Consider the following 23,709-nt stretch of genomic DNA (forward strand, 5'->3'; position numbering starts at 1 on the left):
TTTTATAAGTAGATGTTAGATGTCAGATCCTAGATGTTAGATAAGGTTGCTTCTAATATCTAAAGTCTAACCTCTTATTAAATTAAACTTTTACGGTTACCTGCATTACCTGCAGATCAAATTCTTTTGAAGCGACTAAAAGGTGATCAAAGATATCTGCCTGAATCTGTTCAAAACGTTCCCATTTGGAATCATTTGCGAAGCAATAAACCTCCAGGGGAAGCCCATGCGGAGTAATATCCAGCTGACGAACCATCATAACTCCTTTTTTGTCTATATCAGGATCATTTTCGATATACTTTTGTGCATAATATCTGAAAACCCCAATATTGGTTAATTGCCTTCCGTTTACAATTTTGTCTTTATGTGCAAGCTTCTCTTTTTCTTTTCTGATTTCTACGCTTTTACCTTCCAGATATTCAGAAATCAAATTAATATCCTTTAACCGTTCAATCTCCTCATCGCTTAAAAATTTAAAAGAATTGATATTGAAATAGATCGATTTTTTAATTCTTCGGGTATTGGATTCTGACATAATCTGAAGATTCTTTATCTCAGTAGTTAACAGATCATAGGTTGGAATTGTAGAGACTGTCTTATCAAAATTTGTGATTTTTGTGGTTAAGAGACTGATATCTGCAATATTTCCTTCTATGTTGTATTTAGGGATACCAATCCAATCTCCTACTTTCATATTTTTAGAAGTTGCCACGTGAAGTCCTGTAACAAATCCTAAAATGGTATCTCTGAAAACGAGAACCAAAACAGCAGTTATAGCTCCTAAACTTCCTAATATTGTCCCACCTTTAATTCCAAAAATCACACAAATACCTACCACAGTAAGGATAAAAATACCAAATATTTTTACAGACTCTGAAATAGCATTCAAAGCCATTATCTTATAAAAGTCCTGTTTGATCACAAAATAATTCCTTAAGGCAGTTAATGCTCTGAATAACATTCCCGCAATGACAAAAATAATAGAAACACTTACGATCAATCCCAATAGTTCAAAACTTTTAGGATGTCTCCAAAAAACAGATTTCAAAGCATATTCTGCAAAACTCAATGCTCCTAAGTGAACAATTGAATTGGTAATTCGGGATTGATAAATTGATTTTAGAACCGGATATTTCTCTTTGTCAAAAAAATATTTAAATATAGTATTAACAAGAATTTTAAAAATAAAATCCAATACATAAACAAGTCCAGCCAAAAATAAAAATTTAAGGATTATCTGGCAGGTAAGCACCAAGTCATTGGGCACATTAGCACTTACAAAATAGTGGATCTGATCACTAATATCCTGTAAAAAATCTTTGGTGTCTTGTAACTCGTCTTTCATTATAGCAAATTTATGAAATTTAAGGCTGATTTTAATTAAAACCTTTCCATCAATTTTCATCCCAAATAATTTCCTTTTTTAATATTTAATAAAAATTTTAAATCATTTTTTTTAAGATTATTAAATCCCATTAAACTTGGATTAATAAATAAAAAATTCACCAAAAAACTTAATTAAAAATAAATAATACTGAAAATTTATCATATTTTATAATTTTATATTTAATTATTTATTAAATTTGATCAAAACTAACCCAATCAAAATCAATTAGATATGAGAAAACACTACTTATTTATTTTATTGTGTGTATTCACACTTTTAACAAATTGTGCAGGAGGAGACGATCCTGTGATGACTCCCCAAAATGTTGGCCCTACAGCTGTAAAAACCGGAAAACTTACCGGAAAGGTGATGTCACAAAATGGAACAAAACCTATTGGAGGTGCTTCAGTTTTTACTTTTGATGACAAGTATAAAATCTATTACACTACTTCAGATGCAGATGGTAACTTTACCTTGGAAGCCCCGGTTGGAAATCACACCATTCATATCCAAACAGGTAATGGTAGTAATTTCCGTACGGAAATTAACACAACTGTAAAAGATAATGAAACTTTAAATCTCGACGCCAGTCAAACCAAACTGAATCAGGTTGCAAAAATCGCTTACGTAAAAGGAACGTATGATAAAATCGAGGATATTATTCAGACTTTAGGCTATACCACCACCGAAATTACCAATACCGATCTTGCTAACCTAACTACTATTGCACAGTATGATATTATATTTCTTAACTGTGGTTCAAGGAATAGTTACTCTTCAAATCCGGGACTTTATTCTGTAATTGATACTAATTTAGCAACTTTTGTTGCTAACGGAGGAAGTATCTACGCTTCAGATTGGGACGTTGCCTACTTAGTGGGTGGAACAACCAATACCAATAACTGTTCTCTTCCTGGAGGATTTGTTCCTGATACAAAATTATGCTCTAAAAATATCGGAAGTTCAGGTACACTAGGCGCTACGGTAACTAATACGGGACTTACAACAGCTTTGGGGTTCAATACACTTAATATCGATTATGACTTAGGTGCGTGGCAAAAAATAACTAATTATGATCCTGCTTATTGGGAAGTTTTAGTTAAAGAAACTTCATCAAATGACGCTTTAATGATCAGAACCAATCATTTTACAGCAACAGGAATACCAACTACTCCGATAGGAAATGCTCCGAATTCAACATTTGTAACGGTTTGTATTACTCTTCCTGGAAACATCCAGATCAGTATTTCAGTTCCTCAGGTATTAGTTCCTTATTTGGTTGCATTAGGTGCAACAGTAGGACCATGCTCAGGATCTTCAACAAGTGGGTATATTTATTACACAACTTTCCATAATCATGCTTCAGGTAACATTGGAAACGCCGGCGTAATTCTACAATATGTAATCTTAAACTTATAGAAAATCTTAAACTTATATTAAAAGGTGGCTTTTTTAAGGCCACCTTTTTTTATCTTGCATATATAATTTTAAAGAATGGATACAACGTTAATTAATATTCTCTGTCTTGTTTTATTAATATTAGGAATGCTGGGAACTTTCCTCCCTATTTTACCAGGCCTTTTATTAAGCCTTTGCGGTTTGTTGATTTATAAGTTTGGAACGGATGCCGATTTACCAATGCTTTATATTTGGGTTTTTGGAATCCTTACTGCTGCCTCCGCGGTTTTAAACTATGTAATTCCCGCTAAAACCAATAAAAAATATGGTGGAACAAAATGGGGAAGTATAGGTTCAGTAGTTGGTACCATTGTAGGGATGTTTATTCCTATTCCATTGGGATTTTTAATAGGGATGTTTGCCGGAGTATTTATAGGGGAATTACTTCACGACAGCAAAGATATGGATAAAGCCCTTAAATCCACAAAAGGAGCTTTCATTGGATTTATATATGGTACGGGATTTAGTTTTGTTGTAGGTGTGGCAATGTTTTTGGTAGTAGTATTAGATATGCTCGATTACATTTAAAATAGATTACCATGTTATATAAAACCATTTTATTCAGTTTAGGTATGTTGGCTCTTACGAACTGTAATGCTCAAAAAGAGACTAAATCACCTACAAAATCGTCTGGTACACCCAGCACAAAAGAAAAAACGATGAACAAAGAAGGAGACATTATTTATTTCAATGAGGGAGAGAACAGATTTCTTAAAGAATACCAAATGAATGTTACTTTCACTAATATTTCTGAAGACAGTCGTTGTCCAGAGGGTGTCAATTGTATCTGGGCGGGTGTTGCAGTCGCCAATATTACGGTAATGGGAACGACAACAAGACCGGTTACTTTGACTTTAGCTACAACAGAAAATCCGGGAAGAAATTATTTTAAATCTGCGGAGTTCAACGGATATACGATTTCATTAAATGATGTTGCCCCTTATCCTACTTCACAAAGTGGAGCAAAAGCACTTCCGGGAAAATATAAAATAGGAATTACGATTAAAAAGACTGGTGAAAAACCTACCATGAGATAGGCTTCTTACCTTTCGAAACAAGATATTCATTAATTTTTGAAAAAGGTTTGCTTCCGAAAAATCCTCTGTATACAGAAAATGGCGATGGATGTGCCGATTTCAAAATAAAATGCTTAGCCGGATCTATGAGTTCGGCTTTTTTTTGTGCAAAGGCTCCCCACAAAACAAAAACTACATTTTCTTTTTTATCAGAAATTTCTTTAATGATATAATTGGTAAAGGTCTCCCAACCCAGATCTTTATGGGAATTGGGAGTATGAGCGCGAACGGTTAATGTTGCATTCAATAACAAAACGCCCTGTTTCCCCCAATCATCTAATTCTTTTGAAGTTCTTACTATTCCCAGATCATCCTTCAGTTCGATAAAGATATTCTTAAGAGATGGTGGAGCTGCAACCTGTTCTGAAACAGAAAAACATAAACCATTTGCCTGATGATCATTATGGTAAGGATCCTGCCCGATAATCACCACTTCGATGTCATCAAAAGGTGTGATTTCTAATGCCCTGAAAATTTGATTTTTAGGTGGAAATACTTTGGTAGTTGCATACTCCTGCTTTACTTTTCCCCAAAGATTAGTAAAATATTCTGTGCTTTTTATAGGTGCTAAAATTTCTGTCCAGGTCATGGTTTGGATTTAATAATTTGAAAAGGGACTAATTTGACAATCAATTTTCATCTGGTGTATATACTAAATGATAGATTAACTATTTCTTTAAGTTAAAAATAATATTATCCGGAAAACCTTCATCCTTCTTATCTCTCTCCAAAATAAAGTGATGTTTTAGAAGAAGTCCAATTGAATTTTCATTATCCTTATTTGTAATAGCTAAAATTTCCTGCAAATTTAATTCATTAAAACCGTAATCTAAAACCGCTTCTAATGCTTCGGACATTATTCCTTTTCTGTGATAGTCGGGTAATAATTCATAACCCACTTCCGCTACTTTTCGGTCTTCAGAAAAATTCCACAGGCAAATTGTTCCGATAAGATTGGATTTATCTTTATAAGAAATACCTAAATAAAGGGTTTGCTTATTTTCAGTATTTTTTTTAATCGTTAAAATAAAATTCAATGCATCATAATTCGTTTTAGGCGAATTTCTCAAAACATATTTATTGATCACCTCGTTACTTCTGATCTTTAGAATATCTTCAGCATAGGTTTCATCAATCTCCTTTAAAATTAATCGTTGGGTTTCTAGGGTCATCTCAGCTTAATTTATAGACTTTAGTTTTAAATAATGATCTTTCCCTAACGTAACATAAAATAGAGATAAGAAAGGATTACGACCACTTAAATTATATCGAAGTACCTCATCCAGATTGATTTCTAAGTTGATTACATTAGATCTGCACCAATCTATTTGCGCTCTTAATTGATATATACCTGGCATTACTTCAAATTCTTTAGATTCTCCGTCTTTAATCTCACCTATTTTCTTATCTCCCAAAAAGATTCCTATAGATCTTAAAGCATTCGAAAATTCAGATGAACGGTTAATAATTAGTTTTGTCACTGTCTTGTATTTAAATTATTAATGGTCTCTTTAATAATCAAATATACATAATAATCAAATTTCTCACTAAATTTGCAGTGTGTATATAAATAAAGAAGATTTAAACGAATTAGAGTTTCCGCAATTGCTCGCGGAAATTTCTCCTTTTGCGTATTCTCCGAAAACAAGAGAAAAAATCCTTCACCTTCGTCCGATGGAAATTGACGAAGCAGAACTTTCTTTGAAAAAAACTTCAGAATATCTTTCTAGTTTTGAAAGTTCAAATGCTATTCCGTTCGATGAATATGAAGATATTGAAGTAGAGCTTAAATTAATGCTGATCGAAAATTACCGTCTGGAAAACAGCGCTTTCATCAAAATAAAAACTTTAACGGAACAAATAGGAAAGCTACAAAAATTCTTTCCAACCATGCCTGATACCTTCCCTAATCTTATGGAAGATGCTTCTGTTCTGGAATTTAAAAAAGAGATCATTGATAAGGTTGATAAAGTTTTCAATCGTTTTGGGGAAGTGAAAAGTGAAGCTTCACCTATTTTAAAAACGTTACGAACAGAAATTCAGCAAGCTAAAAAAGCAATTCAGGAAAATTTCAATCGTGTATTGTTCAATTATGGCCAAAGTGATTTTTTAGATGATATCCGAGAAAGTATTATTGAAGACCAAAGGGTTTTAGCTGTAAAATCAGCATACAAAAAAAGAGTTCCCGGAAGAGTTTTAGGACTTTCAAAAACCGGTTCTATCACATATATTCAACCGGATAGTGTGGTAACCCATTATTTTAAGCTTAAAGAAAATGAGGAGGAAGAGAAGAAAGAAATTGATAAGATCCTTAGAAAGCTGACTGCTGAATTAGCAGAATTCCAACCTCAGCTTTGGCGATATCAGAAATATATCTTTGATCTCGACTTAACGAGGGCGAAGGCTAAGTTTTCAGAAATGATTAATGGTGTTTTACCTAAGATCAACCGCCATAAAACACTCAGATTAAGAGAGGCCTTCCATCCTTTGCTATGGTTGAGAAATAAGGCAGAAAACAAAATAATCCACTCGCAGACATTAAGTTTAACGGAACACAACAGAATCATATGTATTTCAGGACCGAATGCGGGAGGAAAGTCGATTACGCTGAAAACGGTCGGATTACTCCAATTAATGATTCAGAGTGGAATTTTAGTTCCTGTTCATCCGAAATCTGAAATGTTTTTCTTTGATAAGATCATGACGGATATTGGAGATAATCAGTCGATTGAAAATCACCTTTCTACGTATTCATCCCGATTAAAGAAAATGGGTGGTATCATTCGTGAGTCTGATGCCAATACTCTTTTATTGATCGATGAGTTCGGAACCGGTTCTGACCCGGAATTAGGTGGTGCTTTAGCAGAAAGTTTCCTTGAGTTTTTCTATGATAAAAAGAGTTTTGCCATTATAACAACACACTATACCAATATCAAATTGGTTATAGAGCAGCTTCCCAATGCTGAAAATGCAGCGATGTTGTTTAATGAGGAAACGCTGGAACCAATGTATAAATTAGAAGTCGGACAAGCGGGAAGCTCATTCACTTTTGAGGTTGCTGAAAAAAATAAGATCCCTAGATTTATCATTCATTCTGCAAAGAAAAAAGTAGAACATGATATTGTAAATCTTGATAAGACGATTGTAAAACTGCAGCAGGAAAAATTTGAGGTTGAAAAACTTAAAACAGACCTTGCGGAAAGAAAAGAATCAGTTGAAGATAAGCGTGACAATCTGCAAAAACTAAACGAACAGCTCCAGCAAAAGCTTTTCAATTTCCAAAAATTATATGAAGATGAACACCGCAAACTTCAATTCGGAAATAAAATTGAGGCCTTTGTTGATAGTTACGTAAAAGGTAAATCCCGAAAGGATGTGGTGAAAGATTTCGTAAAGATCCTGGAGCAGGAAAAGTTTCGAAAAGTGGGTGCTGATAAAGATGAAACAAAACGTCTTCAAGTGGTAAAAAGAAAAATTACCCAGCAGCTTAAAAAAGAAGATGTTATTGAAAAGATCGCTGAAACGAATGAAAAGATAGAGGAGAAACGTAAAGTAGACCGCGCCGTATGGATGAAAATAGGACAACGGGTCCGTATTCCGGGAAGTACAAGTGTCGGTACTATAGAAAAAATTTCCAGAAATAAAGTGATCGTTAATTATGGAACCTTTAAGACCACAATTAATGCCGATGAATTAGAGAGAATTTAAGCTTATTTAGCAACAAATTAAATTTAATAAAAAACAAAAGAGAGTACTTCAAGCACTCTCTTTTCTCTTTTCTCTCACTTCTTAATAAATTTTAACCTGATATTATTATTTTCTTTTCCTTTGAATTCAATAAAATACACTCCTTTAGGCTGAAGTTGCTGTAATACTTGAGACCTGAACATTGGTTGGCACATTTTATTAGTTTTTAATATTTTAATAAAAATTATACTAATATATTGAATCATCAATTATAGGATATCAAGTAAATTTTATAAAATTAAAATTCCCTTTATTTTGCAATAAAGAAAAACAAAAGCAATATTCATTCAACTTTTTATATCTTTAAAAGAAAATGTTTAAGAAAATCATCTTTGGAATAATTGCTTTTCTGTTAGTATGGATCCTGTTTATATGGGGAAAATACTATTTTTTCTATCCATCTTATTCACAGGAAGATATCAATACTATTTTTAAAAAAGAAAATCTGAAAGCTCCCGTTTATGACTCTATAAACATACGCGGATACAGTATTCATTATCTCACTAATAAAGCCAATGATGATGTAATCACTAATCAGGAAACGCGAAAGAAAAAGCCCTACCTCTTCTTGATACATGACAGTGGAAAGAATTCCGGATATTTTTTAGACTATTTTAAGAATAAAGAAATCAATAAAATATTTCATATCATCGCAGTGGATAGGATTGGTTTTGGAAAATCTCATTTTATAAAATCTGAAAGTGAAGATCAAAAAGAGTTTGGGGAAGATTTAGACTATGTAACTTCTGTCATGCCTAAAGAGATTTTAAAGAATGAAGGCCAACATCTTGAAGAAGTTCGTATTGTTACGAATGGTTGTGCCGGTTTATTGGGCTTAAAAGCATACAACTGGGCAGATTTAACTTATGTGAAAGTTTTCATGTTTTATCCCGAAACAGAACCCAGATTTTTTGGAAGTATTTTCTTTAGTAAACTAATCTCCAGTCCATTTTTAAGCTTTCTTTTTCCACGGGACTTTGTGAGTAAACATCAAGACTTATTATTGATGGATGATTCAAAAGGACAAGGCAGAAAAACCCTTTTTGAAAATGCTAAAATTTCCGAAAACAAAGGAATCAGCAGCGATGGCCCTATGTTTCCTGCAGGTAAGGGATTCAAATCTATATTCTTTATAGTTGCAAACAAAAAAGCGAAGGAACAGACCGAAAATATCATTGAAACCAATAATTTTCTAGTAGAAGAAGCTGATAAAAAGAACATTTATAAAGATCCTGGGTTCGTGCTGGATAAAATTTTATTGAACGATTTTTATACTTTGGATTTTAATAGGATTAGAAGATAATGTCCTGCATATTGAACCGTCTTTTTAAATATTTCAAACAAAGTTCAACCTTTTTACAGGTCATCTAAAACCAATAACTAATATTAAGGATTTAGAGTTATATAATTATCTTCCGAAAAGTATTTAATTTATATATTTGATGCATCAAAAATTTTTCATAATGATTTCCGTAAATAAAGCAGTCTATTTATCAGCCTTCAGTTTATTCTCATTAGCTTTTGTAAAAGGCCAGCAAAAAATTCCTTTTGGAGTGGTAAAGGCTGAAGAAGGTTACGCGAATGTTAGGGTTGCCAAGGATAATTATAGAAAAATTGTTGATAAGATCAGAATGCGTAAAGGAGATGTCTTTCTTTATGTAAAACCGGCTCCGGGAGAAACAGAATGGTTATGGATCAAATATCCCGAAAAGCAAGACACTGAAAAACCTTTTGTGAGATATGAGAATCTTGACAAAGAAGGTATGGTGAATAAAGAACGTGTAGCTTTTATTGATCAGCTTCCTCAATACACACCGTCCAAATCCAAAAACGGAAGATCCCTTATTTTCACTGACAATAACAATCCTAAAATACCTACTGCCCAAAGAAATAAGGTTATCATTGATGTCTATCCTTCCAATGCCAGTTATAGGAAACAGGAAAAAGATGCGGATGGAACAATCCTTACTATTGATAAAGTAAAACCTTGGGGTATCAGTAAAGAACTTCCTGAAGGGATGACAGAAATCAAGTCTATCCGTGTACAACAGGTTGGAAGAGGTTCCGTTTTTGTAAGAGAAGCTATTAAAAATATGTTCCAGCCGACTATGGATTTCAATAACATTAGTGTTGCTGCTATTGACAATGATAACATTTTTCTTTATATGATCAACGGTTCCGGGGAAAACAGATATACCACGCTCTGGACGATCAGACAAGGAAAGGTTGCTCACCAGATTATTTTTAAAAATCCTGAATAATTCACTATACTTCTCTGTATTATCCTTATTTTTGTCATTGAAAAAGTTTTAACGCTTATTCATCACAGGAATTGGTTCTGTTTAATCACAGATTAATAGGGAATCGTGTGAAAATCACGAACTGTCGCGCAACTGTAAGTAACTAAAGTCTTTATAATAAACCACTGTGCAAAAGCATGGGAAGGGATAAGGATGTTACAAGTCAGGAGACCTGCCACTTTCTATAAACAAGAAACTTTCGCGGCTTGAAGTTTATTGATCTGATGGATTGTTTCAGGAATTTCACCTTTCCTGTTATTATTCTGTTTGCTTCAATATATTTCATTTCGCTTTAATTTAATAATGAAATATGACTACAGAAGAAAGAATTCAAGCATCCGAAACCAGAATCTTTAAAGCGGTTTTCCCTAACACAACCAATCATTATGATACTCTTTTTGGAGGTACAGCGATGCAATTGATGGATGAAGTGGCATTTATTACTGCTACACGTTTTGCAAGAAAAAGAGTGGTAACTGTAAGCAGCGACAAAATTGACTTTAAGAAACCTATTCCTGCCGGAACTATTGTCGAGCTGATAGGAACGGTTTCTCATGTTGGAACAACAAGTATGAAAGTAAATGTAGAGATCTACACGGAACAAATGTATTCTTATGAAAGAGAAAGAGCTATTGTGGGAGACTTTACTTTTGTGGCTATCGATGAATTTAAAAAGCCTGTTCAAATACTATAATTAGATGAGAAACGCAAGTCAAATTGACTTGCGTTTTCTTTATTTTAAAACTTTTTCGGTCTCTAAACTTCTATTAAGCAGAAGCTGGAAAGCTTCACCCATTTCATCAGAAGCTCTGCTTATTGCATTTTCCAGCATATTTCTGATTTGACTCTCGGTTACTTTTGCTTCGGTCCAGCTTTTCCCCGAAGTATGTGAGTTAAGAATAAATGGCATAATACGGTCTATTGCACAGGCAAAAATAGCATCCGCAGTCTGCTCTTCTTCAAACTCCAACCATAGATTGAAAAACTCTGAACGTAAAGGTTCATCTAAAATTCCAAAAATATTCTGAGCTGATAATTTCTCTCTTTCAAATTTGCCAACCATTGCTTTCTCATCAAATAAGAATGTATCACCAGCTTCAATTTCTACCAGATCATGGATAGAAAGCATCCTTATAACTCTTAACAAATCGATATCTGTCCTGTTTTTAGCATATGGAAAAAGTACCTGTGCCAGTATTATTATCTGCCAAGAGTGTTCAGCAGTATTTTCCCGTCTTGAATCATCTGCATTATAATTTCTTCTCTGCACATTTTTTAAAGCATCTACTGCTAAAATAAAATCGATCTCTTTTTGTATTTTCATTTTAATCTTCTTTATAGTACTGTTTGATCGGATATTTTTTTGATTTTACGATCCACTTGTTATTGATCTTTTGTCGCTTTGTTACTTTTACGAATTCTTCACCACCCATTGCATCTTCTTCCAGCTCGTAAACTTTATCTAGTCCTTTTTTCGGAATTACCTGATACTCTGTTGTTAAATGCCAGCAACATCCGGATTTAGAAAATGTAATTAATCTCTTTCTTTTAGGATCTGTTTGAAACATTCCCAGATTTTCAAAAGCAAGAGTAGTTAATTCATCACTGATAACGAATTGTTTTTTTGTAGAATTGTAGACATATACATCATAGGATGGACCACCATAACTGCTTTCATTCCCATTTCGTATTGCAATATCTTCTGAACCATCAAAATTAAAATCTTCAAAAATCAATGGACTTTGCTCATCATATAATTGAATAACATTAACACTTGGTTGCTGCTCTTTATTCAAATAAAAGTAAAGATCATCAGAGGTTAAAGTCTGAATAGTACGTAATGTTTTTTTATCTTTTAGTTCTACTATCCCGCTTCCACTACATTTTTCTGCGTCACAATCATTTACCGTAATCACTGCATCATAGTGATTTGATCCCGTTTTAAGTTCAAAATGATGCTGTCCGGAACATAGAAATCCCAAAAAGACAAAACTGATCAATGTAATATACTTATTCAATATATAGATTTTATTCAGTACAAATACGACTGAAATTTCATAACAAAAGTAAGAATAGCTGTCAAAATCTGGATCATTTATCCTCTAAATTAATTAAATATAATTTTCTTTTAAAGACTTGATAAAATTTATTAAACTGATTATCAGTATTTTAAATAATAAATAATAAAAATTTCACTACTTTGTATTGCATAATACCATTTTAATTACATATCTTTGTAATGTAAAATAAGAATAGGTTCAACTAGCTAGGAACTGAATTCTAAATATAACTAATTAAAAACCTTATTAAGATGAATACTGAAAATACCAAAGCGCAGATGCGAAAAGGGATTCTGGAATTCTGTATTTTAAGTCTTATCAATCATCGTGAAATGTATGTTTCCGACCTTATAGATGAACTAAAAAAAGGAAAACTGGATGTTGTAGAAGGCACACTCTACCCTCTTTTAACAAGATTAAAAAATGGAGAGTTTCTTTCATACAGATGGGAAGAATCAACCGGAGGACCTCCGAGAAAGTACTACCAGATTACAGAAAAAGGTAAACTGTTTTTAAGTGAACTTTTAAACACCTGGAACGAATTAACCAATTCAGTAAACCAAATCACTCAAAAAAATTAAAAAACAAAGCTATGAACAAGACACTCTCCATAGGACTCGCAGGTTTTTCTTTTACAATAGAGGAACACGCATATATAAAGCTTAGCGATTACCTTAATGCTCTAAGAAGTACATTGGACGCTTCAGAAGTAGACGAGGTAATGCATGACATAGAAATAAGAATGGTTGAAATCTTCAGAGATTCATTAGGAAAACGAGAAGTAATCAACGATACAGATGTAGAAGGAGTTATTGCACAAATCGGAACCCCTGAAAAGATCGAAGAACAGGAAGAAGCTTATTATTCTGAAAAGAATTCTAAAAGAACTGGCCATTCAGGTGCTGAATATTCTGATAAAAAGCAATTATTCCGTGACCCTGAAAGACAAAAAATAGCAGGTGTTTGCGCAGGTTTAGCTCATTATGTAGGAATGGATATCACTGCCATGAGAGCGATCTGGTTAGGTGTATTTATCTTAGGAATATTTACAGCAGCTATTTCTTCTTCATTAATAGCATTGCTTTATATCATTCTTTGGATCGTACTTCCAAAAGCAGAGACGGCAGCCGATTTTTTGAAAATGAAGGGAAAGCCTATGAACTTCGACAATCTTAAAAGCGAATCTAATAAACTGGTTCAGTTTGCTAATGAATCTACACAGAGAGTCGGAGAAATATATATCGAAAACAAACCTTATATCAACAATGCAGGAAGTGGAATTTGGAACGTTGTAAGATATGTTTTAGGAGGAATCTTCGGATTGATGGCATTTGGATGTTTGATTGGAGTATTCGTAGTTTTTGGATTTATGGGAAGCAATGATTTTCCTCCAATCAACGAAATGAATTTCTACTTTGACAACGATGGAATGAGGTATGTACTAATGGCGATGATCATATTAGGAAGTTTGATTCCTGCAATGTTGTTCGCATTATTAAGTATTAAATTAATTTCCCCTAAAACAAAATTAAGAAATACAGGATGGGTTTTAGGAGCTTTGGTTCTTGGTTTAATTGCAGTATCCACTTATTTCGGAGTTAGCATGGCGAGAAAAGATATGTTCTTAAAAGGCCACAAAGAAGATACAGAAGAAGTTTCTATCAATACAACATCGGACAGTATCTATGTTGACTTAAAACAAATCGTTATTCCTCAAAACTTTATGGGATATGATGATGATCTTTATTCTGACAAAGTATCTGTTTTTAAAAGAGATTGGATTCATGTTCAGGTAACAAGAAAAGCTGACATAAAAACACCTTATTTAATTATTAAAAAAGAAGCAAAAGGTTATAACATCCCCCTTAATGTAAGTGTTCCCGTAGAAGTATTAAATAACAAAGTGATCCTTCCTAATTATGTTAAATATCCATATGATCACCGTTTCAGAGACTACAATGTAGATTATGAATTGGTAATTCCACAGAACGCAATCGTGATCCCTGTAAAGAAAGACGGAATTGATTTTGATGGGGATTTGAATGGTGACGGAGTAGATGACGATGATGAGAATAATGATGACGATCATGGAAATATCAGAATTGAAAAAAATAAAATTTCTGTAAATGGTTCTACAATCGAATACAACTCTGATGATAAAGACAGTATCATTATCAACGGAAAGAAAGTTCCAAATTCAAAAGCAGAAAAAATAATGGATTCAGTAAAGTCTGACATTAAAAAGATGAAAGGCAAAGTAGACATCCAGATAAAGGATGGAAAAGACGAAATTTCTATAAAAACCAAATAATAAACTGCAGAGAGTGGCGGAAGGTGTGAATGGAAGGCAACAGTTTGAAATTCACACTCTTCTTCTCTCATTAGCAACAAAAAACATTATTAATTAGTTCTTTATATTAAAAAATTATCTTACCTTCGTACAGTTATATTAATAATAACCAAATCATTAAAAACACACACCTAAACCATGGTACAAGTAGCACTAGAAATTGTAATGAAAATCGTAGATTTAATCAGCGGTTTATTTTAAGAGCGATAATATTTCAATATATTTGTAAAGTATAACTTATTTGGTTATACTTTTTTTGTTTTTAATAGAAAATATATGAAAAAACTAATCGGCAAATTAATGTTGAAACTCATGGGTTGGAAGGTCGTTCTTCAGGGCGATGTCAACAGCCTGAACAGGTGTATTCTTGTAGTAGCACCACATACTCATAATATGGAATACATATTGGGGAATTTCGCCTATTGGTCGTTACAAAAACCATTAAAAATAATTATCAAAGATGCTCATACCAAAGGATGGTATGGCGGGATCGTAAAAAATCTTGGCGGAATCGGAATCGACAGAAGTCAGAAAAATGATCTGGTAAATTTCGTTGCCAAAGAATTCGCTAAAGAAGATTTCAGCTTGGTGATCACGCCCGAAGGAACAAGAAGCTGGGTGCCAAAATGGAGAAAAGGTTTTTACCATATGGCATTGGCAGCAAAAGTGCCCATCGTACTGGCTGCCGGAGATTTTAAGAAAAAAATCGTTTATCTTGGATATACTATTCCCTATGAAAGAATAGCTTCCGTTCCTTTTTCAGAGATCATGGACGAAATTAAAAATTACTACATTAAAAACGATATTACACCAAAAGTTCCTGCTAATTGGAATCCGAATATCATGGGAACAGAGAACGAACAGCAATCATAAACAGTGAATTAATAGATAATGATGAGTAACTCCTCATTATTTATTACATTACTTTTTAATAAAACCATACTGATACTATATGAAAGACATGACCAAAGATGAGCTATTAAACTTCCTTAACAACTGGGGTGAAGAAACAATGGCCAAAGCACTTGAAATAAGATTCATTGATATCGATCAGACCAACGAAACACTTACTGCTACAATGCCGGTTTTACCAAGGGTTCATCAGCCATTCGGCATATTACATGGTGGTGCAAGCTGTGTTTTAGCCGAAACTTTAGGCTCTAGCCTATCTAATATATTCATAGATGGTGAAAAATATTATGGTGTAGGAACTAATATTAACTCCAACCACCTGAGAAGCAAAAAAGATGGAATCATAACGGGAACTGCACGATTTATAAGAAAAGGAAGAACGATGCATGTTTCTGAAATCGAAATCCGTGATGAAAAAGGCCAGCTGATCAACCATACAACAATGACCAATAATATCATTAACAAGTAACTCGATGATTAATAATAAATATAAGACTCAAATTTTTTGAGTCTTTTTTTATATACTTGCTGCAACCTTTTTATTTTTTATCATCTTATAAGAAAATTAAGCATCCATGAAAACTTTCATTTTACCTTTCTTATTTTTATTAATATCCATAGTTTCCTGCAAACAAGATAATGATGAGCTTTTAGAAAAGAATACAACATCTGTTGATTTATATGTAGCAGGAGTCGAAAATAACCAAGCTTGTTATTGGAAAAACGGTCAAAAGATAATTCTTCCTAATGGAACGGGACTATATGCTATGCAGATTATCGTTGAAAATAACAATGTATATGTGTACGGAGGAATGACTTCTGAATTTGCAAATATCCCTCCATCAAAACATTTGTACTTATGGAAAAACGGAACGAGATATAATTTGGATGAATATTTACAAGATGTACCAGATCCGGATCCAAATAATTATTTTGATATTTCTTCAAGGATGGTTGTTGAGAATGGAAACGTTTATTTCTGTGGTTCTCTTAGAAACCCTAATCCTTTACCCAATCAAGGGCCGAACACTTTTTATTCATGGAAAAACGGTATAAAAACAATGATTTCAGATAGTAATGAAGGTTTAATTTCCGGAACTTACGCATTAATTAATAATGACATTTACTTAAGTATAAGGAAGAACCAGCAGTACAATCCAATTACATGGGAAACCGGATTCTACAAAAACTCCACTTATTTTCCTCTAACAAATGACTCACATATTTTGGATTTTTACAAGGATAGTACTGGAATATATGCTTACATAAGAAACATTTTGACAGGTGAAAAGTATTTCAAAAATATACAAACCAATGCTATCTTATCACTTCCTTCAAATCCTCCAGGAGAAATTACACTCGTTGTATGGGACAATAATGACAAATATTATATTGGGGACAATTTTTATTACAAAAACAGTACTTTAATTCAATTAAATGATCCAAATGGATATAATAAGATTGCTAGGTTTAACATTAAAAATAATCAAATCTATACAATAAGGTATAAAGATGGTTCAAATCCATCACCTTTTGCAAAAGTTTTCATCAATGACACTGAAGTTCAAAGCCAACCTATAATGGGTGTTTCAGATCCTAATGTTGGTGGAATTTTATCAATTTTTATCGATTAATATTAATGCAGACATACGATTGGCAAACTATATACATCAACTACTCCCCAAAACTCTTGGGGATTTGCCGTAGATATATACAGGATATTTATGCCGCTGAAGATATTGTGCAAGATAGTTTTATAACAGCCATACAAAATAAGAACCAGCTCAGAGATGAAAAATTACTCTTTGCATGGTTAAAAACAATTGTAGTGAATAATGCCCTGCAATATATAAGAAAGAGCAGTAAAGAAACTTTCATTACAACGGAGCCTTCAGAAATCCCAGATATACTTTCAGAGATGAATCACCCTTCTTTAGACGAAAAAATATTTTTTAAATATGACTTCACAAGAGATCAACTTCTGTCTTCAATAGATAATTTACCAGAGCATCACAAATCTGTTTTCAATTTATTTTTTATTGAAAATCACTCACACATGGAAATTTCAGGTATGTTAGGAATAACTGTTAATACCTCAAAATCTCATTTATTAAGAGCAAAAAAGTCTATTCAAAACTATTTGCTTGGCAATGTGGATCATCATACACCAAAAAATAAAAAGAAAATTACGCAATTGCTTGTCCTCTTTGGATTTGGCGGTTTATTATGGGCACAAACTTTCAGAAGTAAATTTTTGGATTATAGTATTGCGCCTTCTAAAGTATTTGATATTTCTGAAAACATTTCTATTAAGGTAACTTCCCCTCCGATGATCTCATCGCTGGTATGGAAAAAGAAAGTGGCCATAAGTTCTATGACTTTATTAATTATTGTAGTCTCTATCTTTATAATAAAATCAAATAAAAATCTTCATTCAAAAGAAACCTCAATAATTACATCTGATAAAACCCCAGACAACGAACATAAAACAATAGAAATAACTTCTCAAAATCTTAAAAAAAGTTCAAGTTCAGTTGATCAACCTTTGGAAAAAGCTTTAAATGGGGACAATTCTCAAATTCCAATTGTAGAATCTCAATCTACATCTGAAGAAAAAAGTATAGACAGCAAAGAAAAATCAAAGAAAGTCATTTTGAAAGATTCCATTCAGAATGCTCCAAAAAAAATTATTGTGGTAAAGAAAATTATCCAAAGGGATACAATATTTATAGAAAGATAAAAACTAATAATCCAAAACTATGTTTCTCAGAAGACTGCTTCTCTTATTTCCAATTATATTGTTTCACTTTTCAAAAGCTCAAAAAAAGAAAAATGATACGGTTTATGTTTATGAAAAAGTAATTGTATATGATACCATTTATTTAGAAAAACCTATAAAAGCAAAATTGAACAGCATCTCTGTTCCTCAATTAAATATAAATAAAACGGAAATTAAAGATATCATTCGAGAAAATATTGTAAAAAATAAAACCAATTCACGAAAACAAGATTCATTACCAACAAACTTCCAATATGGTATTACTGCTGGAGTTGGGCTAAAAAACAGCAATTGGGCAAAGGAGCTTTCAAATAAAAAACAACAGTTTGGGGAGAGTATCGGAGTCTGGGTATCAAAAAACATTATTACTCCAAGATTATCACTAATGCTTTCGGCAAGTGTTTATTATTGGAATTCAACATTTGATCTGGATGCTAATAAAGAAGACACCTACTTAAATGGATTCTATTTTTCCAATGATCAACAACCCCTGCTTTTCCAAAGATTTAATAATAAACATTTTGAATATGCACTTCAATTAAAAATATTTTACGAATGGAACAATATCCGACCATTTGTGGGGTTTTTAGCCAATAGGAATATCTATAAAATGCAATTTTTAGTTCCTGAAAACAATGTTCTGGATAAATTGGATGATTTTAAAAACACTCAAAATAATTATGGTTTCACCCTGGGGATAGAATATCGTTTTATGCGGAGATTTTTGCTATCTATAGATTATCAACAATACAAAATGAAGAATATATCATTAAAAAACTCTTCATTTGATTTTGACATTTTTGACAGTAATAATACCTTTGCAGAAAGAAAGATCAACTTAGGCTTATCTTATATTATTTCTAAGTAATTTTTTCTAAAAGCATTGGCCTAATGATTTACTTTAAACTTCCCTTTAACGAAAAACTGTATACCACCGGAGAAGATTCTTCTAAAATATCAGTTACTTTTCATTCATTTGATAATTCTGAACAATTACATTTCAAAGGAAATATTATAGAAATAGAATCTGGAGATTTCGAAAAAAAAGAGATAACAAGTCAATCTTTGCCCAAAGAGAATAATCATTTTATCGCTGAAACGGAGGATGAATATATCCGTAAACTCAATGGTGTAATTGAAATCATCAAAGAAAATAATCTTCCTAAGCTCGTTTTATCACGAAGAAAAATAATCAGAAATTTCAATACAATTGATTTAAAGGAGAGTTTCAAACGTCTATGTAATTCTTATCCTAATGCTTTCAGGTACATTTTTATTAATGATGAAAACTGCTGGATGGGTGCCTTTTCAGAGGTTTTAGGAAAATTCGATAAGGTTACTCACACATTTGAAACGATGAGCCTGGCAGGCACCCTACCTGTCTCTGAAGATTGGTCACAGAAAGAAATTGAAGAGCAAAAACCAGTATCTACTTATATTGAAAATGTTTTTGAAAAATACGCTACTTCAGGTCATATTGAGAAATCTCCAACGTATGATCATATTTCAGGAAATATCAAACATCTAAGAACGGACTTTAAAGCAAATATAAAACCTGAAGATATTGACAAAATTATTACAGAGCTGCACCCTACTCCCGCTGTTTGCGGAATACCTAAGGATTTCTGTAAGGAAAAAATTCAATGGATTGAAAAATTCCCACGTGAATTCTATGCTGGATATATCAAAATTGAGACAGAAGAAACCGTTCAGTATTTTGTGAATCTGCGATGTGCAAAACTCTATAAAGACGCAGTGCATTTATTTGTTGGTGGCGGAATTACAGCACAAAGTAACCCTAAAAAGGAATGGGGAGAAACAGAGTTAAAATCCGAAGCTGTATTTAAGAATCTTGTTATCTCTTGACTTTGCCAGAGTATATTTTTTTAAATCTATTAGTGTAAATTAAAATTATTAATTAATTTACATTTGAAAAAAGGTGTCTAATTATTTATAATGCCGAAATATACCAAAATCTGTAGGTGTCCACAAAGCTGCTTTTTGTCCGGCTGCTTTTAATGCATTGTTTGTCCATGTATTGCATGTGTATAAGAAATTATAACTTCCATTGGCATCATAAAACGCATCATTATCACTATACACAGCATTGGTAGGAATCAGAATGAAATTTCCATTTTTATCCTTGTCAAATTTATCTTCTACAAATTGTACCAATTTTTTGTATTGTGATCTGCTGATCATGATCATCTTACAATCATCGCCTTCCTTCATTGTATTATAGTAGGTACAGTGCATTGCAGATTCACTTAACCAGAAAGCCGCTTTAAAAGCTGTTGAAAATTTTAAATCGGACCAGGTTGGAGTATCCAGATAAAAGCCTTTATCACCCCAACCGATTCCTATATATTGATAGTCGGTTCTTTTTGAAGCAATATTGGAAAAAGGGACTTTTACACTCCAGTCCTGCAAATCATTTTTTACAGGCATTACAATGTCCGTATGTACTCCATTGGTATAAATATAAATTGGAACCTCTTTTGTCTCACCATCATCTTTTGCTGAAACTTCAATAAAAGGAATTAGAAGGCCCAGTACGACATATAAAGCAACAATCCCAAGAATGATCCCCAAAGCTTTTAAGAATATGATCAATATTTTTTTCACAAATATGCTTTTATAAAGATTAATAAAACTTAATTTTTAATTTATCACAAAACTATTTGTTTTAATCGGAAAAATAAGTATATTTAGGTATGAAATAGTTACAAATATGCGTAAAAACACTAAATCCCAAAAAAGATTTAAAGTAAGAGTAAAAATAGCTCCAAAAAGAATACAAAAAAAACGTTGATTTTCTAAGAGATTTTATCTTTTTGAAAGTCAATTTTTCTTTTTTAGGAAAGGCTTTTTAACGAATTCTTATCACTAAAAATCTTCATCTCCTTATCCCTTAAAGGACAAGGCATGATCAACAACCCTCTTTAAATTTGGAATGTAAAATTTTCAAAAGAGGATTTATCACCAAAAATCTGACTTAAAGTTTGTCTGAAGATGATTCTAAGAATTCAATATTTCTTTTTAAGCCCGCAAATTTTGTTCTTTTAACAGGAGATTTTCTAAAAATATCAGAGAATAATTCTTGTGTAAGTTCCTTCCATTCACCTTTTTTGAAATTTTTAAGCATTTCATTAGGTCTGAACCTGCTTTGAAGGTTTGGTGCTGAAAACCTATTCCATGGGCAGACATCCTGGCAAATATCACAACCAAACATCCAATCCTGCATCTTATCTTTAAAATAGTCAGGAATCTCAGTTTTCAATTCTATTGTTGCATAAGAAATACATTTACTTCCATCAATAAGCTTATCTGAAACAATAGCATCTGTTGGACATGCATCTATACACTTTCTACATGTTCCACAATGATTAGTTGTTTCATGGTCGGCAATAAGTTCCAGGTCGCAGATAATTTCTGCTAAAAAATAAAAAGAACCGTTTTGCTTTGTAATAAGGTTAGCATTTTTACCCACCCAACCAATTCCTGATTTTCTTGCCCAGCTTCTCTCAAGTATGGGTGCAGAATCTACAAAGACCCTGAATCCAAACTCGCCGATCTCTTCTTGCAGCTCCATTACCATTTCTCGAAGGATCTCTTTGATTACTTCATGATAATCTTCGGCATAGGCATATTTTGAAATCTTATAGTTTTCGAGTGTCGAAATCTTTTCTTCAGGAAAATAATTGTAAGATAATGAAATCACAGATCTAGAACCTTCCACCAATAACCTCGGATCCAGTCTTTTATCAAAATGATTTTCCATATATTTCATTTCTCCATGGAAGTTATTCTTAAGCCACAGTTCTAGATTCCGAGCATCTTCCTCAAGAAAATCTGCTTTGGAAATACCACAATTCTGAAATCCAAAACGTTGAGCTTTGGACTTTATCAGTTCAGAATATTTTTCGGCAGTTGAATTCATGATTTCTTATTGCAAAACTAAGATTATTTTATAAATTTGCCGCCTTTATACTTTTTTACTAAATACGTATAAAAACCTAAACCCGAAAAATCTAAACCATGAAGAAAATAGGTCTGTTAATTGGACTTTTTACTTTGAGCATGAACTATGCACAAATCAAATTTGAAAAAGGATATATCATTAATAATTCAGGCGAAAGAACCGAAGTATTGATCAAAGATGTAGATTGGAAAAACAATCCCACCGATTTTGAATATAAACTTAATGATTCTTCTGCGCCAATAAAAGAAAGTGTAAAAAATATTGCTGAATTTGCTATTGATAATTCTGAAAAATATGTACGGAAGACAGTAATGATAGATCACTCTTCTGATATTATTGCCTATATTTCAAAGAATAAAACACCAGATTTCAAAGAAGAAACACTGTTTCTAAAATATGTTGTTGAAGGAAAGGCAAATTTATATTATTATCAAAATAATGACACCAAAAGATTTTTCTACAATATTGATCAATCTGATATAAAGCAGCTTATTTATAAGCCATATTACGTTAATGAAAGTTTGATCCGCTATAATAATGAATATAAAAAGCAGATCGCAGAAAATCTTACATGTGGTATCGAAAATAAAGAAATTGAAAGAGCAGATTATAAAACGAATGCTTTGACAAGAATTTTCGTAAAATATAATAATTGTTCAAATGGCGGTTCTGTTAATTATACTCAAAATAAAGAAAAAAGAGACTTTATTAATTTAAATATACGACCAGGAATTAGCAGCTCAAAACTTCAGACTACATTTAATTCTTATGATCCAGCTGGAAAAACAGATTTTGACAGAAAATTTTCCTTTAGGATTGGAGCTGAGCTCGAGTTTATTTTACCTTATAACAAAAATAAATGGTCAGTTTTTATAGAGCCTACTTATCAATATTACAAAACAGATTCTGAAACAGTAGTTAATGTTGGAACTTATTTTGAAAGAAAAATCACTCAAAATATAGACTATAAAGCATTAGATGTACCTATTGGGGCAAGACATTATATGTTCCTAAATGATAAGTCCAAGATATTTATTAATGCTGCATTCATCATCGGTATTGGTCTTAATTCTTCTTTCAAAGAAGGAAATACTGAAATGAAAATAAAATCTGCCAACAATATTGCATTCGGTGCTGGATATAAATATAATGACAAATTCAGTGTTGAGCTTAGGGTACATACCACAAGAAACCTCCTAAGAAATTATGTTATGTGGGACTCCAATTATAATAATATGTCATTAATTTTTGGATATACACTTTTCTAAGAATTAAGTTTCAACAAGAAAGTTTTTTAAGAAAAAAAATACGTATTTTCGTTATTATTTTAATGATTAAAACCCAACAGCTATGCCTTTAACAGAAGTATTAAAATCAGGAAATTATCAATTAATAGACGTTCGTGAACCAATGGAACTGGAAATGGACGGTAATATAGAAGGTGCTCAAAATATTCCACTGGGTGAAGTAGAAGATAGAAAAGAAGAAATTCTATCTATTGAAAAACCAGTTGTTATATTCTGCAGAAGTGGAAACAGAAGTGGAAAGGCATTGGAATATCTTAATTCTCAAGGCTTAAAAGACGGTTATAACGGCGGAGGCTGGGCAGACCTGAAAGCAACAATCGAAGCAAATCAAGGAACTTTTTAAGTTCCTTT

General features: G+C 32.4%; 25 protein-coding genes and 1 riboswitch. Of the genes, 17 read left to right on the top strand and 8 right to left on the bottom strand.

What is annotated here, in order from left to right; all coding sequences use genetic code 11:
• Nucleotides 1-82: 82 nt before the first annotated feature.
• Nucleotides 83-1,345, bottom strand: a complete 1,263-nt coding sequence (locus NG806_RS09610; protein ID WP_261512863.1) for a mechanosensitive ion channel family protein — start codon at nt 1,343-1,345, stop codon at nt 83-85.
• Between the two features lie 273 nt (nt 1,346-1,618).
• On the opposite strand from NG806_RS09610, the gene NG806_RS09615 reads away from it, so the two are divergent.
• The 3 genes from NG806_RS09615 (at nt 1,619) to NG806_RS09625 (ending at nt 3,882) form a co-directional block, all read left to right on the top strand.
• On the top strand, nt 1,619-2,806 hold the full coding sequence (locus tag NG806_RS09615) for a carboxypeptidase-like regulatory domain-containing protein (protein WP_261512864.1): 1,188 nt from the start codon (nt 1,619-1,621) through the stop codon (nt 2,804-2,806).
• Nucleotides 2,807-2,881: 75 nt separating this feature from the next.
• A complete protein-coding gene (locus NG806_RS09620; RefSeq protein ID WP_214826949.1) occupies nt 2,882-3,373 on the top strand; it encodes a DUF456 domain-containing protein in 492 nt (163 codons plus the stop codon).
• 11 nt (nt 3,374-3,384) lie between these two features.
• Nucleotides 3,385-3,882, top strand: coding sequence for a hypothetical protein (locus NG806_RS09625; RefSeq protein ID WP_261512865.1), 498 nt, complete (start codon nt 3,385-3,387; stop codon nt 3,880-3,882).
• On the opposite strand, the gene NG806_RS09630 is transcribed toward NG806_RS09625, so the two are convergent.
• From NG806_RS09630 to NG806_RS09640, 3 genes are all read right to left on the bottom strand, one after another.
• Nucleotides 3,869-4,510 carry a uracil-DNA glycosylase gene (locus tag NG806_RS09630; RefSeq protein ID WP_261512866.1) on the bottom strand — a complete coding sequence of 214 codons (642 nt, stop codon included), beginning with the start codon at nt 4,508-4,510 and terminating at the stop codon, nt 3,869-3,871. The two genes, NG806_RS09625 and NG806_RS09630, sit on opposite strands and share 14 nt — an antisense overlap.
• 79 nt (nt 4,511-4,589) lie before the next feature.
• Entirely contained in the window at nt 4,590-5,093 is a 504-nt protein-coding gene (locus NG806_RS09635; protein ID WP_214826957.1) for a GNAT family N-acetyltransferase, read from the bottom strand.
• Between the two features lie 6 nt (nt 5,094-5,099).
• On the bottom strand, nt 5,100-5,402 hold the full coding sequence (locus NG806_RS09640) for a hypothetical protein (RefSeq protein ID WP_261512867.1): 303 nt from the start codon (nt 5,400-5,402) through the stop codon (nt 5,100-5,102).
• A 79-nt stretch (nt 5,403-5,481) separates the two neighbouring features.
• On the opposite strand from NG806_RS09640, the gene NG806_RS09645 reads away from it, so the two are divergent.
• From NG806_RS09645 to NG806_RS09660, 4 genes are all read left to right on the top strand, one after another.
• Nucleotides 5,482-7,629 (top strand): endonuclease MutS2, encoded by a 2,148-nt coding sequence (locus tag NG806_RS09645; protein WP_261512868.1) that lies wholly within the window; start codon nt 5,482-5,484, stop codon nt 7,627-7,629.
• Nucleotides 7,630-7,981: 352 nt separating this feature from the next.
• Nucleotides 7,982-8,971: a hypothetical protein gene (locus NG806_RS09650; protein WP_261512869.1), complete on the top strand. Its 990-nt coding sequence runs from the start codon at nt 7,982-7,984 to the stop codon at nt 8,969-8,971.
• 160 nt (nt 8,972-9,131) lie between these two features.
• A complete protein-coding gene (locus tag NG806_RS09655) occupies nt 9,132-9,929 on the top strand; it encodes a hypothetical protein (protein WP_261512870.1) in 798 nt (265 codons plus the stop codon).
• Between the two features lie 55 nt (nt 9,930-9,984).
• A riboswitch (cobalamin riboswitch) is annotated at nt 9,985-10,162 on the top strand.
• Between the two features lie 116 nt (nt 10,163-10,278).
• Complete coding sequence (locus NG806_RS09660; RefSeq protein WP_089027276.1) at nt 10,279-10,662, top strand: acyl-CoA thioesterase; 384 nt, start codon at nt 10,279-10,281, stop codon at nt 10,660-10,662.
• A 39-nt stretch (nt 10,663-10,701) separates the two neighbouring features.
• Here the strand turns inward: NG806_RS09660 and NG806_RS09665 are convergent, their stop codons facing one another.
• Both NG806_RS09665 and NG806_RS09670 read right to left on the bottom strand, forming a co-directional pair.
• Nucleotides 10,702-11,292 carry an HD domain-containing protein gene (locus tag NG806_RS09665; protein WP_261512871.1) on the bottom strand — a complete coding sequence of 197 codons (591 nt, stop codon included), beginning with the start codon at nt 11,290-11,292 and terminating at the stop codon, nt 10,702-10,704.
• A gap of 1 nt (nt 11,293) precedes the next feature.
• Nucleotides 11,294-11,986 carry an XAC2610-related protein gene (locus NG806_RS09670; RefSeq protein WP_261512872.1) on the bottom strand — a complete coding sequence of 231 codons (693 nt, stop codon included), beginning with the start codon at nt 11,984-11,986 and terminating at the stop codon, nt 11,294-11,296.
• A 293-nt stretch (nt 11,987-12,279) separates the two neighbouring features.
• Between NG806_RS09670 and NG806_RS09675 the strand changes: the two genes are divergently transcribed.
• The 8 genes from NG806_RS09675 to NG806_RS09710 all read left to right on the top strand — a co-directional run bounded on the left by NG806_RS09675 (nt 12,280) and on the right by NG806_RS09710 (nt 19,935).
• The gene (locus NG806_RS09675) at nt 12,280-12,609 is read left to right on the top strand and encodes a PadR family transcriptional regulator (RefSeq protein ID WP_214826979.1); all 330 of its coding nucleotides are present in this window, start codon (nt 12,280-12,282) and stop codon (nt 12,607-12,609) included.
• 11 nt (nt 12,610-12,620) lie between these two features.
• The gene (locus NG806_RS09680; RefSeq protein WP_214826981.1) at nt 12,621-14,339 is read left to right on the top strand and encodes a PspC domain-containing protein; all 1,719 of its coding nucleotides are present in this window, start codon (nt 12,621-12,623) and stop codon (nt 14,337-14,339) included.
• A gap of 315 nt (nt 14,340-14,654) precedes the next feature.
• Nucleotides 14,655-15,251: a 1-acyl-sn-glycerol-3-phosphate acyltransferase gene (locus tag NG806_RS09685; protein ID WP_214826983.1), complete on the top strand. Its 597-nt coding sequence runs from the start codon at nt 14,655-14,657 to the stop codon at nt 15,249-15,251.
• Between the two features lie 79 nt (nt 15,252-15,330).
• Complete coding sequence (locus NG806_RS09690; RefSeq protein ID WP_214826985.1) at nt 15,331-15,759, top strand: PaaI family thioesterase; 429 nt, start codon at nt 15,331-15,333, stop codon at nt 15,757-15,759.
• Between the two features lie 106 nt (nt 15,760-15,865).
• The gene (locus NG806_RS09695) at nt 15,866-16,924 is read left to right on the top strand and encodes a hypothetical protein (protein ID WP_261512873.1); all 1,059 of its coding nucleotides are present in this window, start codon (nt 15,866-15,868) and stop codon (nt 16,922-16,924) included.
• A gap of 5 nt (nt 16,925-16,929) precedes the next feature.
• Entirely contained in the window at nt 16,930-18,030 is a 1,101-nt protein-coding gene (locus NG806_RS09700; protein ID WP_261512875.1) for an RNA polymerase sigma factor, read from the top strand.
• A 19-nt stretch (nt 18,031-18,049) separates the two neighbouring features.
• On the top strand, nt 18,050-18,937 hold the full coding sequence (locus NG806_RS09705; protein WP_261512877.1) for an outer membrane beta-barrel protein: 888 nt from the start codon (nt 18,050-18,052) through the stop codon (nt 18,935-18,937).
• A 23-nt stretch (nt 18,938-18,960) separates the two neighbouring features.
• The gene (locus NG806_RS09710) at nt 18,961-19,935 is read left to right on the top strand and encodes a chorismate-binding protein (RefSeq protein ID WP_261512878.1); all 975 of its coding nucleotides are present in this window, start codon (nt 18,961-18,963) and stop codon (nt 19,933-19,935) included.
• Between the two features lie 81 nt (nt 19,936-20,016).
• Here the strand turns inward: NG806_RS09710 and NG806_RS09715 are convergent, their stop codons facing one another.
• Together NG806_RS09715 and queG are read right to left on the bottom strand one after the other, a co-directional pair.
• Nucleotides 20,017-20,694 carry a TIGR02117 family protein gene (locus NG806_RS09715; protein WP_261512879.1) on the bottom strand — a complete coding sequence of 226 codons (678 nt, stop codon included), beginning with the start codon at nt 20,692-20,694 and terminating at the stop codon, nt 20,017-20,019.
• A 370-nt stretch (nt 20,695-21,064) separates the two neighbouring features.
• Nucleotides 21,065-22,009: a tRNA epoxyqueuosine(34) reductase QueG gene (gene queG / locus NG806_RS09720; RefSeq protein WP_214826997.1), complete on the bottom strand. Its 945-nt coding sequence runs from the start codon at nt 22,007-22,009 to the stop codon at nt 21,065-21,067.
• A gap of 98 nt (nt 22,010-22,107) precedes the next feature.
• On the opposite strand from queG, the gene NG806_RS09725 reads away from it, so the two are divergent.
• Nucleotides 22,108-23,319 carry a PorT family protein gene (locus tag NG806_RS09725; protein ID WP_261512880.1) on the top strand — a complete coding sequence of 404 codons (1,212 nt, stop codon included), beginning with the start codon at nt 22,108-22,110 and terminating at the stop codon, nt 23,317-23,319.
• 82 nt (nt 23,320-23,401) lie between these two features.
• Nucleotides 23,402-23,701, top strand: a complete 300-nt coding sequence (locus NG806_RS09730) for a rhodanese-like domain-containing protein (protein WP_214827003.1) — start codon at nt 23,402-23,404, stop codon at nt 23,699-23,701.
• The last annotated feature ends 8 nt before the right edge of the window (nt 23,702-23,709 follow it).

This window comes from Chryseobacterium paludis, assembly GCF_025403485.1.
Taxonomy (GTDB): Bacteria; Bacteroidota; Bacteroidia; order Flavobacteriales; family Weeksellaceae; genus Chryseobacterium; species Chryseobacterium paludis.